Here is a 15,080-nt window from a genome sequence, read left to right on the forward strand (position 1 = left end):
GTCCTCAGGCGCGGACGATCGCCAGCACCTCGTCGCGCAGCCGGGCCACGGTGTCCGCGTCCGGGGCCTCCACATTGAGCCGCAGCAGTGGCTCGGTGTTGGAGGGCCGCAGATTGAACCACCAGTCGGCGGCGCTGATCGTCAGTCCGTCGAGTTCGTCGGCGACCGCTCCGTCCCGGCCGACGAAGGCCTCGCGGACCGCCGCGATCGTGCGCTGCGGATCGGCGACCACGCTGTTGATCTCGCCGGACGCCGCATAGCGCTGGTACTGGGCGACCAGCGCGGACAGCGGGCCGTGCCGGTCGCCGAGAGCGGCGATGACATGCAGGGCCGCCAGCATGCCGGTGTCGGCGGACCAGAAGTCGCGGAAGTAGTAGTGCGCCGAGTGCTCGCCGCCGAACAACGCGCCGGTGCGCGCCATTTCGGCCTTGATGAAGGAGTGTCCCACGCGGGTGCGGAGCGGGATGCCGCCATGCTCGCGCACCACTTCGGGCACGGACCGTGAGGTGATCAGGTTGTGGATGACGGTGCTGCCCGGATGGCCGGTCAGCAGCCGGGCCGCGATCAGGGCGGTGACGGCGGACGGCGAGACGGCTTCGCCCCGCTCGTCGACGACGAAACAGCGGTCCGCGTCACCGTCGAAGGCCAGGCCCAGGTCGGCCCCGGTCTCGCGCACCCGGTGCTGCAGATCGACGATGTTCTTCGGGTCCAGCGGGTTGGCCTCGTGGTGGGGGAAGGTGCCGTCCAGCTCGAAGTACATCGGGACGACCTCCACCGGCAGGTCCCGGAAGACGGCGGGGGTGGTGAGACCGGCCATGCCGTTGCCCGCGTCCACCACGACCTTCAGCGGGCGGATGGCGGAGAGGTCCACGAGTCCCAGGAGATGGGCGGCGTAGTCCCCGAGCATGTCCCGCCGGACGAGGGTGCCCGGTGCGCGTCCGGTCGCGGGCAGCCCCCCATCGGCGGACCAACGCTCGACGAGGGCACGGATCTCCCGCAGCCCGGTGTCCTGGCCGACCGGTGTGGCGCCCGCTCGGCACATCTTGATGCCGTTGTAGCGGGCGGGGTTGTGGCTCGCGGTGAACATCGCGCCGGGACGCCGCAGTGTGCCGCTGGCGAAGTACAGCCCGTCGGTGGAGCACAGGCCGATCTCGGTCACGTCGGCTCCGCGGGCGGCCGCGCCCTCGGCGAAGGCGTGTGCCAGGCCGGGGGAGCTGGGGCGCATGTCGTGCCCGGTCACGATCGCGTCCGCGCCGGTCGTCTCGACGAAGGCGGCGCCGAACAGCCGGGCGAGGTCCTCGTCGAGCTGATCGGGAACGGTGCCGCGGACGTCGTAGGCCTTCACCAGGCCGGAGAGGTCGACGCCGGTTCTTTCACTCACTGGTCTTACTCCTTGTGCTTCATCCATACAGCCGTGTCCTGAGGAATGCCGCGGCCTTCGAGCGGTGCGCTGGACAGCACCACCTCGGCGTCGTCGTCCAGCGGTAGCGGCTGCGCGCCGAAGTTCACCACGCACCGCAGTCCTGCACCGCGCTCGAAGCCGAACCACGCGCCACTGTCGGGACCGTCCAGCTTCAGTGCCGCCTCCGAGGCCGGGTGGTCGCGCCGCAGCCGCAGCGCCCTCCGGTACAGCGTCAGCATGGAGTTCCCGTCGTTCTCCTGCGCCCTCGCGGTCAGTCCCGCCCAGTCCGAGGGCTGGGGAAGCCAGCAGTCCTCGGGGGCGGCGACGCTGAAGCCGTACGGCGGGGCCACACCCTCCCAGGGCAGCGGCACCCGGGACCCGTCCCGCCCGCGTTCCCGGTGGCCGGAGCGCTCCCACAGCGGGTCACGCAGCCGGTCGTCGGGGAGTTCGGCCTGCGGCAGCCCGAGTTCCTCGCCCTGGTAGACGTACGCCGCACCGGGCAGCGCGAGCATCAGCAGCGCCGCAGCCCGGGCCCGCCGCTCGCCGACCTGGCCGCCGCCGTAGCGTGAGACCGGGCGAGCGGCGTCATGGCTGGAGAGCACCCAGGTGACCGGCGCCCCCACCGCCTGCATGGCGGCCGCGGACTGCTCGATCACCTCCCGAATCGCGGCTCCGTCCCAGGGGGACTCCAGGAACGCGAAGTTGAAGGTCTGCTGCATCTCGCCGGCGCTGACGTAGCGTGCCAGTCTCTCGGGGTCGAAGATGCCGGCCTCCGCCACCATCACGCGTTCGCCCGGCGGAACGGCGCCGGTCGGCGCGGGGTGGGTGTCCAGCAGGGCGCGCCACTCACGGAAGAGCGGGTGCAGCTCCTCCTGGTCGTAGTAGGGCATCAGATGGTTGCGGTGGATGTCCTGGTGCTGGCCGGGGCCGGCGTCGGGCAGGCCCTCCGCCTTGAACAGGGTGTGGGCGACATCGACCCGGAAGCCGTCGACGCCGCGGTCCAGCCAGTGTTTCAGGATCCGCTCGAAGTCGGCGACGACCTCGCGGTCCCGCCAGTTCAGGTCCGGCTGTTCAGTCGCGTGCAGATGCAGGTACCACTCGCCGGGACTTCCGTCCGGTTCCAAGACCCTGGTCCATGCGGGACCGCCGAACGCGGACTGCCAGTCGTTCGGCGGCAGTTCACCGTCCGCGCCCCGGCCGCGCCGGAAGATGTACCGCTCCCTGGCCCGCGAGCCCGGCCCGGCGGCGACCGCCTCGCGGAACCAGGGGTGACGATCGGAGGTGTGGTTGGGGACCAGGTCCACCAGGACCTTGATGCCCAGGGCATGGGCCCGCGTCACCAGGGCGTCGAAGTCCGCCGGGGTTCCGAGGTCGGGCGCCACCCCGGTGTGGTCCGTGATGTCGTAGCCGCCGTCCGCCAGCGGCGAGGGGTAGAACGGGGTGATCCACACCGCGTCGACGCCCAGTCGGCGCAGATGCCCCAGCCGCCCCGCGGCGCCGGCGAGGTCCCCGATGCCGTCCCCGTCGCTGTCGGCGAAGGAACGGGGGTAGATCTGGTAGCAGACGGCGTCCCGCCACCACGGGGCGGCGCGGTCCGGTCCGTCCGATCCGCCCGTCCCGGGCTCGGCGACGGCCGGGTCCGGGACGCGAACGCCCAGGCCGGGGATTTCGGCCATGGTCATGTGGATGCCCCTGTGGCCGAGAGGGACGGGACGGTCACGGGCAGAGTGCGACCACTGTCCGCCGACCGGGTCGCGGCCTCCGCCACAGCGACGGCGGCCAGACCGGCGCGGGCGTCCGCCACCGGGGTGCCGCCGTGCGCCGCGCAGTGCAGCAGGTCGGTCATGGCCGCCCGTACGCTCTCGGCGTAGACATAGGGCTTGCGCGCCTCGCCGCCCAGATCGATCACGACGTCGACCCGGTGCGGCACGACGCGCCGGACGCCGCGGCCGGAAGCCGGGCGGTCCGAGCCGGCGTCACGATGCACCGACACCGTGATCCGCTCCTGTCCGTGCGGACGCAGACCAGGAACCGCGAGGAGTTCGCCGGCCCGCCCGGGCAGTTGCGCCCAGCGGGTGGCGCCCGCCTCGTCGGTCCAGGCCGTGACCGTCGCGAACGTGGGGATCCAGCCGGTGACCCGGGCTTCGGCGTAGCCGTAGTCCAGGCGCATCAACTGCCGCTCGGCGCGGTGGGCGTGGGTGAAGGAGTGGGTGTGGGTCGCCACGCTCCCGCCGGGATGGGTGGCAGTGGCCACCACGATGTCCACCGGACCGCCGTCCCGTCGCACCGCGGTGCCGTGGACGGCGATCGGGTCACTGCCCATCAGAGCGGCTGCGGCGTCGAAGAAGTGCACGCCGTGCTCGATGTGGATGCCGCCGCTGAGCGCCGGGTCCCAGAACCAGTGGTCCGGACCGAGGTCCTCGTCGGAGGCGTCGTTCTCGAAGACGAACCGCCGCAACGGATCCAGCAGTCCCTCCTCGCCGAGCCGTTGGAGCAGCCGCAGGATCGGGTTGTAGCGCAGCACATGGTCGACGACGAACACGCCGGGCGCGCGGCCCGCCTCCTCCGCTACGCGCACGGCCGCCTCGAGGGTGACGGCGACCGGTTTCTCGCAGAAGACGTGCTTGCCCGCGCGCAGAGCGGTCATGGCCGCATCCGCGTGGGCGGCCGGCGGGGTGGCGAGGACCACCACGTCGACCTCGGCGAGTTCCACCACCTCCTCAACGGTCGTGGCGACGTCAGCGCCGTGCCGTTCGGCGAGCACGCGGGCCCGCTCACGGTCGGGGTCGGCGCACACGACGACCCGGAGACCGGGGATGTCGCGCACCGCGTCCAGCACGTACGCGCCGAAGCCGCCGCAGCCGACCAGCGCAAGCCCCGCCCCGGGGACGGCGGTCATTCGGCCCGGTCCAGGCGGGCCACACCGATGTGCGCGTCGGCCATGCCGTAGAAGACGTACCGCACGCCGTCGATCTCCTCGATGGCGGTCGGGAAGACCACGTTCGGCACGGTGCCGGAGCGCTCCTCCTCGGTCTCCGGAGCCATCAGCGGCTCGGTGGTGCGGGAGAGAACCCGGGCCGGGTCGGCAGGGTCGAGGATCATCGCGCCGGCCGCGTAGTGGACCGTCTGCACCTGGGCGAACGGGTCCTCGATGGTGCCGGAGACACCGTGGTGGATGAGCAGCCAGCCCTCTTCGACACGGATCGGCGCCGGACCGGCACCGATCTTGAGCTCCTCCCAGGGGTGCTCGGACAGCGCGACCAGGCGGTGGTGGCGCGGCCGGGTCAGTGCGCGGATGTCCCGCTTGACCTCGTCGACAGGGACGTAGGAGATCCAGATGCCGGGGCGCTCGTCGGTCACGCCGGCGGGCAGGTGCACGCCCTCGCCGGGGCGGAACCAGCCGAGGTCCCACATCGGGCGGTGCAGCATGGCGAAGTACATCTCACCGTCCGGGCCCGGCACGGGCTCGGGGAAGTGCACGACGTCCTTGTTCGGGAAGAGGTTGAGGTCGGTGTCCAGGTCGGGCTGGTACTCGAACTGGATGGGGCCGAGACGCTCCCAGTGCACCAGGTCCTCGGAGACGGCGAGCGCCGGCTTGGGGCCGAGCGGGCCGTACGCCACGTACGACATCACATGCCGTCCGAGGTCCTCGATCCAGGTGGTGCGGGGGTCCTCCACACCGGCGTTGTTCTTGCCGCGCTCCCAGCCCGCGTCCGGGGCGAGGACCACACCGCGGCGCTCGACTCCGGTGGGCACGCCGTCCTCGACGGTCACCTCGGCGAGCCCGACCCGGGAGACGTTGCCCGCAGCGACCAGCCGCGGCAGCAGGTGGAGCCTGCCGTCGGGGGTGCGACCGGAGGCGGGATTGAGTACACCCTCCACCTCGTCGGCCTCGCCGGGCAGGGGGGACATCACGACGCCGACCCGGGTGAGGCGGTAGGGGATGGGGGTGGTGGTGCTGTCGGACACTGGGGTTCAGCCCTTCGTTGCTGAGTCGATGTCGGTGGAGGTGAAGCGGCGCTGGAACACGATGTAGAGCGCCACAGCGGGGGCCGCGAGCACGCACGCCCCGGCGAGGATGGCCCCGAACGGGTTGGCGGCGGCCGAGGCGACGGTGCTGATGTAGTTGGCCAGGGAGACGGCCAGCGGCTGCATGTCCTGCCTCTTGGTGACGAGGAACGGCCAGAGGAATTCGTTCCAGGGCCCGGTGAAGCTGAGCAGCACCACCGAGAGCAGGGCCGGCTTGCACAGCGGCAGCGCGATGCGGAACAGGATCTGCAGTTCGCCGGCCCCGTCCATGCGCGCCGCCTCGAACATCGCCGGCGGCAGCTGCAGGAAGAACTGCCGGAAGATGAAGACGGCAGTGGTGTTGATCGCGAAGGGCAGGATCATGCCCAGGTACGAGTCGGCCAGGCCGTAGTCACGAACGATCAGCACGTACAGCGGGATCATCAGCAGCTGGAAGGGGATGACCTGGACCAGCAGCACCAGGGCGAAGGTGGTGCCCCGTCCACGGAACTGCAGGCGGGCCAGCGCGTATCCGGCGAGAAGACCGAAGACCGTGGTGCAGACGATCACACCTCCGGTGAAGATCCCGGAGTTCACCAGCGAACGCCCCAGCGAGATGGCCGAGTTGATCGCGGTGTAGTTGTGCAGGCTCAGGTTCCCCGGATCGGGGAACGCTCCGCTCGGGCTGGAGTCGGGCTCCTTCTGCAAGGAGCCGATGACCATGTAGTAGAAGGGGAAGAGGAAGGCGAACGCCCCGATGAGCAGTGCCAGCTTCGACCACAGCGACCTGGACGCGGATCCCGTGGCGCGCGCCGTGCGTCGGTGCTTCCTCGTGGGCGAGGGTGTGATGTCTGCGGCCATCTCAGTCCCTCTCCAGGAATCGGCGGTAGACGAGTGAAATGGCCGTGATCAGTACGACGAGGATCACGCCGATGGCGGCGGCCTCATCGGGGTGCCCCTGCTGGAGACCCCGCTGGTACATCAGCAACACGGGTGAGGTCGTCGCTCCGTCCGGTCCGCCACCGCTGGTGAGCAGGTAGGGCTCGGTGAACAGGTTGGCTCCGGTGATCGTGGCCAGGACCAGGACCAGAAGCGTGGCGGGACGCACCGCCGGGATCGTGATCGACCAGAACGTCCGGAACCGGCCTGCGCCGTCGAGCGCCGCCGACTCGTACAGCTCGTTGGGCACGTTCTGCAGCGCCGAGAGATACAGCACCACGAAGAAGCCCAGCTGCTTCCAGGCGACGAAGACCGCGACGACCGGCATCGCCAGGTGGGAGTTCACCAGCCACGAGGGGTCCGGAGCCAGCGGGCCGAGGGCCTGGTTGACCAGGCCGTTGGAGTTGAACAGGAAGATCCACACACCCACGACCGCGACACTGGCCGTGATGTAGGGGATGTAGTACGCCGTCCGGAAGAAGGAGCGGAACGGCAGCTTCTTGTTCAGCGCACTGGCGAGGACCAGTGAGGCCACCACCGTCAGCGGCACGTTGATGACGAGGAAGACGGCGATGTTGAGGAAGGAGCGCCAGACGTCGGGGTCGGTGAGGACCGTGGTGTAGTTCTCCAGCCCAACGAAGGGCCGGTCGACCTGCACGCCGGGGGCGGCGAAGAAGTAGTCGTGGAAGGACATCCACACGGCGAAGCCGAGCGGATAGACGAAGATCGCGGCCAGGTACAGCACGTACGGCGAGACGAACAGCATCCCGATGGGCTGGTGCCCGCCGAGCCGCAGTCGCCACGATCGGCCCGTGGGCGTCCTTCCGCGCCCGGGCGCGGTGCGCCCTGGACGGTGGGTGTCATGGGTGGTGGAGGTCATGGCCGCGGATCACTGGTTCTCTGCCAGCTTGTCGACCTTGCCCGCGGCGTCCTTGAGGGTGCTCGTGAGGTCGCCCTTGCCGAAGATGACGGCCTTGGTGTAGGCGTCGCGGAAGGTCTGCCAGATCTCGACCGAGTTCGGCACGTTCGGCGCCTCGATGGTGTGCTCGGCCTGCTGGGCGAAGACCTCGTAGTCCTTGTGGGACGCGAAGTACGACGGGTAGGCCGACGCCAGCGCCTGGCGCATCGGCATCTGGCCGGTCGCCTCCAGGAGCTTGCCGTCCTGTTCCTTACTGGTGGCGAACTTCATGACGTCCCAGGCGGTCGCCTGGTTCTTGCACGAGGTGTACATGCCGATGGACTTCTCGTCGCTGAAGGTGCCCTTGCCTGCCGTACCGTCGGCGGTCGGCACCGGCACGGCGCCCCACTTGACCTTGTCGCCGTACACGGAGACCGCCCAGGGACCGACGGTGGCCATCGCGGCCTTGCCCTCGCCGAAGGAGTCGCCGTTGAAGGTCTCCTTCGGGGCCAGGCCCTCGGAGTACATGGTCTTCCACAATTCGGCGGCCTTGAGGCCCTCGGGGGAGTTGAACTGGGCCTTGCCGTCCTCGACGAGCTGCTTTCCGGTCTGCGCCGCGAACATCGGGTAGAAGTCGAACCAGGACTGGTAGAACTCCGACGTCGGCGCGGGCCAGATGGCGGCCTTGGCCACCCCGCTCTTGACCAGCTTGCGCGAGGTGCTCAGGAAGTCCTGATAGCTGGCCAGCTTGGGGTGCTCTGCGTCCAGCCCGGCCTTCTTGAAGAGCTCCTTGTTGTAGAAGATCATCACCGGGTTGCTCTTCCACGGCATCTGGTAGAACTTCCCGTCGGGGGACGCGTACTGCCCGAGCCGGTCGCCGACACGTGACTGCAGGTACTTCTTGCCGTCGGGGAAATCGTCCAGCGCGACCAGGCCGCCCTGCTTCTGGAAGCCGGGTACGGCCGCCGGTGCGGTGTTGAGGACCAGGCACGGGGCGTTACCGGCGGTGATCGCCGCGCCGATGACCTCCTCCGAGCTCTTTCCGGCGGGAATCTCCTGCGCGCTCACCTTCTCCTTGGGGTGGGCTGCGTTCCAGGCCGCCACCATGCTCTTGCCCCACGCGACTTCCTGCGCGTTGTTGGAGTACCAGATCGTGATGGGGCCACGGGAGTCGTTCGCGGCGGCACCGGAGTCCGATCCGCCGCCGCACGCGGACAGGGCGAGCGCCGCTGCCGGCACCATGGCGAGGAGGGCCTTCTTCATTGGAGGTTCCGTTTCTCGATAGGGGTGATCATCCGGCGGGTACGACGTTGCTGAGCGTTCGTCGGCCGCCTTCCGGGAAGGGGGAGGGAAGTCAGGGGACCGCCGTCACCGGCGGTCATCGGGATCCCCGGACGGGGACGGAGCCGGTCGAGCCGCGTATGACCAGCGTGGCCGGGTCCAACTCGACGTCGGTCGCGGTGCCTCGCTCGATGACCTCCACCAGCGCCTGGGCGGCAGCCCGACCCCACAGGACCGGGTTGGCACGACAGGTCGTCAGCGTCGGACTGGTCCAGGAGGCCAGGGGGACGTCGTCGAAGCCCACCACCGAGAGGTCGTCGGGCAGCCGCAGACCCGCGTCCTGGGCGACCGCCATACCGGCCGTGGCCGACAGATCGTTCCCGTACACGATGGCGGTCGGGGGGTTGGGCCGGTCCAGCAGCGCCCGGGTCGCCCGCGCTCCGCCCTCGGCCGTGAACCCTCCGGGCAGTGACGTCCCGGGGGGCAGGCCCGCTTCGGCGAGCGCGTCGGCCCAGGCCTGGCGGCGGCGCCGTGCGTGCACGAACTCCTCGGGACCGGCCACATAGGCGATGTCGCGGTGTCCCAGTTCCACCAGGTGGCGTACGGCGTTGCGGACCACAGGGCGGTCGTCCAGGTTCACCGTCGGCAGGCCGGTTTCCGACTCGACCGCGCCGACCACGACAGCGGGAAGGCCGAGTTCCGTCACCAGTTCGGGTCGCGGATCGTCGAGGCGTACGTCGGACAGGAAGACACCGTCGACCCTGCGGTCGGCGGCGAGTCTGCGGTAGATCTCCACCTCGTCGCCGGGGCGGCTCATCTGCAGCATCAGCCCGTCACCCGTCTCGGAGATCACCGACTCGATACCGGCCATGAACGCCGGGTAGAACGGATCGGTGCCGATCAGGTCCGGTTCGCGGGTCAGGACCAGGCCGACGGCACGTGCACGGCCCGTGGACAGTGCTCGCGCGCTGCGACTCGGAGTCCATCCCAGCTTCTCGGCCGCGGACCGAACTCGCTGCTGGGTGGCGAGCGCCACCCCCGGGCGGTTGTTGAGGACGAAGGAGACGGTCGCTCGGGACACCCCGGCCAGCTGTGCCACATCCGCGATCGTGGGGCGACGGGCCATGGGTGACCTCCGGTTTCTGCCAGCTGGGCAAGCGACGACGTATGTCCGGTTCGCACTGCCGCTCGGGCATCCCGTGACCGCGCCTGGGCGGCGCAGCCTTCAGCGCAGGGCGCGGCGTGCCCCTGGCCAGACCGCCATGGATGGCGAGGGCGACCGGGACTTGAACCGGTTTAAAAGGCGGTCATAGCTTCGGCTCCACCCTCCGTTAAGTCAAGTGCCGTCATTTATCAACCCAGTTCATCCATGATTGTGGGCTGATGACCCATTTCGTCCTGATCTGGGTGGCGACCGGGCTGGAAGTTCACGGTGTGCGCCGGCGGTGCGGGGGGTGTCGCCGGCGAATGCTCGCGACCCGGGGTGCGGCCGGAACGGTGCCCGCGATGCGCATCGCGGGCCGGTCCTCGACGCGGGCCGTACCTGCCGAACGGGATCAGGTCGGCGCCGGCACGCGCATCGTCCGCGGCTTCCGGGTCCGAGTTGCGGGTTCACGGAAAGCTACATAGCGTTACGACCGGTCACGGTGTTCTTGATGTGGGCGTCGGCACCTCAGTCCCGCCGGTACCGAATCGGCTCCGGGTGGAGGTTCCCCGGGTCAGAGGAGTTCTGTGCCGGATTTCCGCTGTCGCCGATGAGGAATTCGAGCTCGTTGAGAGCTCTTTCTCGAAAAGACTTGGAACGGCTCAAGGAGATCTGCCATGCCCGAAATATCCCAGCGGCGTTCTCGTCGAGAGTTCATGTCCCTCTCGGCCGCCGCGATGACCGTGGCAACCACTGGGGCTTTCGGTCCGCTCCCCGGAAAACCGGCCGCGACGAGCGGAAGTGCAGGCATCCGCCCTTTCCGTGTCCACGTCCGGGAGCAGGATCTGGCCGATCTCCGTCGGCGCATCATCGCGACACGGTGGCCCGACCGCGAGACCGTCCGCGATCAGTCCCAGGGTGTCCAGTTGGCGACGATTCAACGGCTGGCACGCTACTGGGGAACGGCATACAACTGGCGCAATATCGAGGCGAGACTGAATTCCTTGCCGCAGTTCAAGACCAGGATCGACGGGCTGGACATTCACTTCATCCACGTCCGCTCCTCGCACGCGAACGCTCTGCCGATGATCCTGACCCATGGCTGGCCGGGGTCGATCCTGGAATTTCTCAAGGTGATCGACCCGCTCACCAACCCAACGGCCCATGGGGGACGCGCGGAGGACGCCTTCCATCTCGTCATACCCTCGATGCCCGGCTACGGCTTCTCGGAAAGGCCGAAGACCACGGGCTGGGGTCCCCCGCGCATCGCGCGAGCCTGGGTCGTACTGATGGAGCGCCTGGGATACAAGCACTATGTCTCCCAGGGCGGTGACTGGGGTGCCGTGGTCTCGGACAAGATGGCGGTTCAGAAACCCCCGGGTTTGCTCGGCATCCACGTCAACTTCCCTGCCACCGTCCCCGCGGACATCGCGAAGAAACTCGAGTGCGGCGACCCGGCCCCGGCCGGCCTGTCCGCCGACGAGAAAGCCGCGTACGACCAGCTTGCCGCCTTCTACAAGACGGGCTCGGGTTACTCCGCCATGATGGTCACCCGCCCGCAGACCGTGGGATACGGGCTGACGGACTCGCCCGCCGGGCTTGCCGCCTGGATATACGACAAGTTCGCCGCGTGGACCGACAGCGGCGGCGATCCCGAACGGGTGCTCACCAAGGATGAGATGCTCGACGACATCACGCTCTACTGGGTCACGAACACCGCGGTCTCGTCCGCTCGCCTCTACTGGGAGAACAACGCCAACAACTTCAACGCGGTGTCGGTTTCCATCCCGGCGGCGGTCTCGGTGTTCCCCGGTGAAATCTACCAGGCGCCCCGGAGTTGGACCGAGCGCAGCTACCCCAATCTCATCTATTTCAACAAGGCCCCCCGAGGCGGTCACTTCGCGGCCTGGGAAGTCCCGGAGATCTTCACCGACGAACTCCGGGCCGCGTTCAGATCGCTGCGCTGACCATCGCAGGGTGCGACGGCCCGCGACGGTGCAGTGCCAGAGGCGAGCCCTCGTCACGATCCGAGCGCGCTCCGCTTCGCGGCAACGGCAGGCGTCGGCCGCCGGGCTCGGCGGCTGCCGGGTGGCCCTGGTGGGCCGGTTCGATAAAGGCGCTCAATCGGGCGATAAGGGGGCGGTCTTGGACAACTGACGGCCCGCGAGGTCACGATGCTGGGCGTGATCCCCGTCTTCACGGACGACGAGCCGCCGTGGCCGGAAGCGGGGACGCCTCCGAGGAGTTCCCATGCTGATGCCGAACGCCCAGGTCTTGTCCTCGCCCGGCAGTCCAGAGATCGCTGAGCCCCCTTCTCCTCTGACCCTGACGCATGGTGCGAGGCGGCCGGACCGCTCCGCGGCCGTCGGTTCCCCGTCCGGACAGGAACGTCGTATTCATGGCATATGACGTGCCCGGGATGCCGGAAGCCGTGGATGCCCCGCCCCGCCCGACGAAGCGCTCTCCGGCTCGCCGGTGGACCCCCGACAAGCCGTGGCTGCCCCCGCGCTCGGTCGCGGCGGCCATCACCACATCGGTCGGACTGGCCGTGTTGGTGGGCGTGGGGGCGCTCATGCACCAGGCGGTGCTCGTGCCGCCGCTCGCTGCCACGATGGCGATCGTCACCGCCACCCCCGACTCGCCTCTCGCGCAGCCCCGCCACATCATCGGCGGCCACATGGTGTCCTGCCTCGTCTGCTTCGCCGTGCTCACTCTCGGATGGCACGGCCCTTGGGCCGCTGTCCTGGCCTGTGGCATCGCCTGTGGGCTTGTGCTGGTGCTCAGAGCGGCCCATCCGCCGGCCATGGCGACCGCCGTCATGATCATGCTCACCGAACCGCGCGCCCCCCGATTCATGGCCCTGCTGGCCGCCGGCGCCGTGCTGCTCGTGGCGGTGCAGATGGTCTCCGCCCGTCTGCGACGAGAGGTCTATCCCGTCTTCTGGTGGTGAGCCGACGCGGGTGCGAAACCGTCGAGGAGGTGACCGGCACGCGCCGTCTCCGAGGCAGCCCCGAGGGGCCGGCCGCACCGGCGCGGACTGGGCGCCGGCGGCGTCCCGTAACGCGCCGCCCCAGACTTCGACGCATGACGGAAATCCCCGGCTTCGGCGCGATGTTGGCGCACTTACCAGACCACGGAGGTCCCGATGCGGAGGGGCCGGGGCCCCGCCCAGCGGGGCGGCGGTCGGGCCTGCAAGAGTGACCTTGTGCTTCAGGACCCTGAGACAACTCTGTTCGTTCGTGGTGCCACTCCGGTGCTGCTGCTGGCCGGCGCGCCCGTTCACGATGTTCTGCCCTTGCTGACCGCGTCCGACGGGGCGGTGCCGCTGTGTGAGGGATGGAGCATCGTCCCCAGGCTCACACTGTGCGTCGTGGACGGGCCGGGGGAACACGGGATCGTCGTCCCCGCCCTCGCGGCGCCCGTTCTCGACGGAGCCGACATGGGCGACTGGTGCGCGGACGCCGAGCAGGCCGGCGGAGCGGTCGTCCTGTCCGTGGACCGGCTGCCCGAAGTGCTCGATTGGTCGTCCCTGGTTGGCTCGGGCACCGCCCGCGGTGGTTTCATGCCCACACCTGCCTGACGCACAAGTGGTCGCGTCGACGCGGCACGCGGCTCAACTGCCGTGGTGGCGGGCCGTGTACCACGACCCCTTCGTCGCAGTATTCCGCGTCCTGCACCTCCTCGGCGTTCTCCCGCCCGCCGCCCGTCCGGCCTGGATCGACCGGATCGGCGGCACCGGGCAGTGCGGCGAACTCGGTGGGCCTGCTCCGGCGTCATGTCGCCGTCCTGGACCTCCAGCGTGTACTTCGACGCCTCGGACAGCCGGTCGTAGTACTCCGGCTCCACCGCGCACAGGTAGTGCTTGGCGGCCACGTGCAGCCGCACCGGTTCGGTGACCTCGGGCCCGAACCAGCGGCCCAGCAGGTCGGCGCCGGTGTGGCTGTGCCGGTTGTCGGTGCCGGCCATCAGCTCCAGACCGGTGACGACCTCACCGTCGTCGCGGCTCGGCGACCGTCACAGGCGGGTACGTCCGGGAAGTGACAGGGAGATTGAAGGCGCCGTGGCCGGCCCTTAGCATCCGGAGATGCCGAGCCTTCCGCAGTGGACAGCGCACCGTGACAGGAGCAACCGACCATGACCACCGCCGGGTTCACCGCCGAGGAGGCCTCCGCGCTGGCGCGGGTCGATGAGTCCGCCATCGTCCGGACGCTGCTGGAACTGATTGCGATCCCGAGCGTCACCGGGAGCGCTGCCGAGGCCGAGATCCAGCACGATCTGGCCGGGCGGCTGGGGCGACTCGGGCTCGATGTGGATCTGTGGTCCATGGATCTGCCCGAACTGCGAGCACACCCCGGCTTCCCGGGAGCCGAGGCGCCCCGGGAGGAAGCCTGGGGGCTGGCGGCCGCCACAGCGGACGGCGGTGACGGACCGACCGTGATCCTCCAGGGGCATGTGGACGTCGTACCGCCCGGGGACCTGGCGCGGTGGGACGGGGATCCGTTCGTGCCGCGGGTCGTGGGGGACACCGTGTACGGCCGGGGGGCCTGTGACATGAAGGCCGGGCTGGTGGCCCATCTCGCCGCGCTGACGGCGATCCGGGCGAGCGGCGTCCGGCTGCGCGGCCGTGTGGCAGCGCACTTCGTGGTCGGCGAGGAGGACGGTGGGCTGGGTGCGTTCGGCACCCTCCAGCGGGGCCACACGGGAGACGCGTGCCTCATCACCGAACCCACGAACGGCACGCTCGTGACCGCGAACGCCGGGGCGCTGACCTTCCGTCTCGCCGTCCCCGGCCTCGCCGCCCACGCCAGCTCGCGCGACGAGGGCGTCAGCGCCGTCGACGCCTACCTTCCGGTCCACCAGGCCCTGGCCCGGCTGGAGGCCGAGCGCAACGCCTCCCCGGACCCGCTGATGGCGGAGTACCGCATCCCCTACGCACTGTCGGTGGGCACCCTGAGCGCGGGCGACTGGGTGAGCACCGTGCCCGATCTCCTCATGGCAGAGGGGCGGTTGGGGGTTCGGCTGGATGAGGATCCCGAGGCCGCGCGTGCCCATCTGGAGCAGCACCTGGCCAAGGTCTGCGCGGCCGACCCGTGGCTGCGCGACCATCCGGTGGAGGTGACCTGGCCCGGCGGGCAGTTCGCCAGCGGACGGCTCCCGGCCGGCCACCCGCTGCGCGACATCGTCGGGGACGCCTTCGCCGACGCCACCGGCGGTCCGCGCCCGCGCGAGCGCGGGGCACCGTACGGGAGCGATCTGAGGCTGTACACGGCGGCGGGCGTTCCGGCCCTGCAGTTCGGTCCTGGTGATGTGCGGCTGGCACACAGTTCGGAGGAGCGGGTCCGGGTCCCTGACATCGTCGACGTGGCACGGACCCTCGTCCTCGCCGTGCTCCGCACGGTCGGCACGAT

General features: G+C 69.9%; 12 protein-coding genes. 4 read left to right on the forward strand and 8 right to left on the reverse strand.

Annotated features, from left to right (window positions below):
- Window positions 1-4: 4 nt before the first annotated feature.
- The 8 genes from VXC91_RS25845 to VXC91_RS25880 form a co-directional block, all read right to left on the reverse strand.
- On the reverse strand, window positions 5-1,381 hold the full coding sequence (locus VXC91_RS25845; protein ID WP_329509730.1) for a phosphomannomutase/phosphoglucomutase: 1,377 nt from the start codon (window positions 1,379-1,381) through the stop codon (window positions 5-7).
- A gap of 5 nt (window positions 1,382-1,386) precedes the next feature.
- Window positions 1,387-3,084: a glycoside hydrolase family 13 protein gene (locus tag VXC91_RS25850; protein ID WP_329509731.1), complete on the reverse strand. Its 1,698-nt coding sequence runs from the start codon at window positions 3,082-3,084 to the stop codon at window positions 1,387-1,389.
- Complete coding sequence (locus tag VXC91_RS25855; RefSeq protein WP_329509732.1) at window positions 3,081-4,301, reverse strand: Gfo/Idh/MocA family protein; 1,221 nt, start codon at window positions 4,299-4,301, stop codon at window positions 3,081-3,083. Before VXC91_RS25855 ends, VXC91_RS25850 begins: the two co-directional genes overlap by 4 nt.
- Complete coding sequence (locus VXC91_RS25860; protein WP_329509733.1) at window positions 4,298-5,371, reverse strand: glycoside hydrolase family 130 protein; 1,074 nt, start codon at window positions 5,369-5,371, stop codon at window positions 4,298-4,300. Before VXC91_RS25860 ends, VXC91_RS25855 begins: the two co-directional genes overlap by 4 nt.
- A gap of 6 nt (window positions 5,372-5,377) precedes the next feature.
- Entirely contained in the window at window positions 5,378-6,271 is an 894-nt protein-coding gene (locus VXC91_RS25865) for a carbohydrate ABC transporter permease (protein ID WP_329509734.1), read from the reverse strand.
- Between the two features lies 1 nt (window position 6,272).
- Window positions 6,273-7,229, reverse strand: a complete 957-nt coding sequence (locus tag VXC91_RS25870; protein ID WP_329509735.1) for a carbohydrate ABC transporter permease — start codon at window positions 7,227-7,229, stop codon at window positions 6,273-6,275.
- 9 nt (window positions 7,230-7,238) lie between these two features.
- The gene (locus VXC91_RS25875; protein WP_329509736.1) at window positions 7,239-8,510 is read right to left on the reverse strand and encodes an ABC transporter substrate-binding protein; all 1,272 of its coding nucleotides are present in this window, start codon (window positions 8,508-8,510) and stop codon (window positions 7,239-7,241) included.
- 115 nt (window positions 8,511-8,625) lie between these two features.
- Entirely contained in the window at window positions 8,626-9,654 is a 1,029-nt protein-coding gene (locus VXC91_RS25880) for a LacI family DNA-binding transcriptional regulator (protein ID WP_329509737.1), read from the reverse strand.
- A gap of 695 nt (window positions 9,655-10,349) precedes the next feature.
- Between VXC91_RS25880 and VXC91_RS25885 the strand changes: the two genes are divergently transcribed.
- The 4 genes from VXC91_RS25885 to VXC91_RS25900 all read left to right on the forward strand — a co-directional run.
- On the forward strand, window positions 10,350-11,639 hold the full coding sequence (locus tag VXC91_RS25885) for an epoxide hydrolase family protein (protein ID WP_329509738.1): 1,290 nt from the start codon (window positions 10,350-10,352) through the stop codon (window positions 11,637-11,639).
- 431 nt (window positions 11,640-12,070) lie between these two features.
- Window positions 12,071-12,622, forward strand: coding sequence for an HPP family protein (locus tag VXC91_RS25890; RefSeq protein WP_329509739.1), 552 nt, complete (start codon window positions 12,071-12,073; stop codon window positions 12,620-12,622).
- A gap of 255 nt (window positions 12,623-12,877) precedes the next feature.
- Entirely contained in the window at window positions 12,878-13,252 is a 375-nt protein-coding gene (locus VXC91_RS25895; protein WP_329509740.1) for a hypothetical protein, read from the forward strand.
- Window positions 13,253-13,806: 554 nt separating this feature from the next.
- The coding region (locus tag VXC91_RS25900; RefSeq protein WP_329509741.1) for an ArgE/DapE family deacylase at window positions 13,807-15,080 on the forward strand (1,274 nt) is incomplete at its 3' end.

The organism is Streptomyces chiangmaiensis, from assembly GCF_036281785.1.
Classification (GTDB): Bacteria; Actinomycetota; Actinomycetes; order Streptomycetales; family Streptomycetaceae; genus Streptomyces; species Streptomyces chiangmaiensis.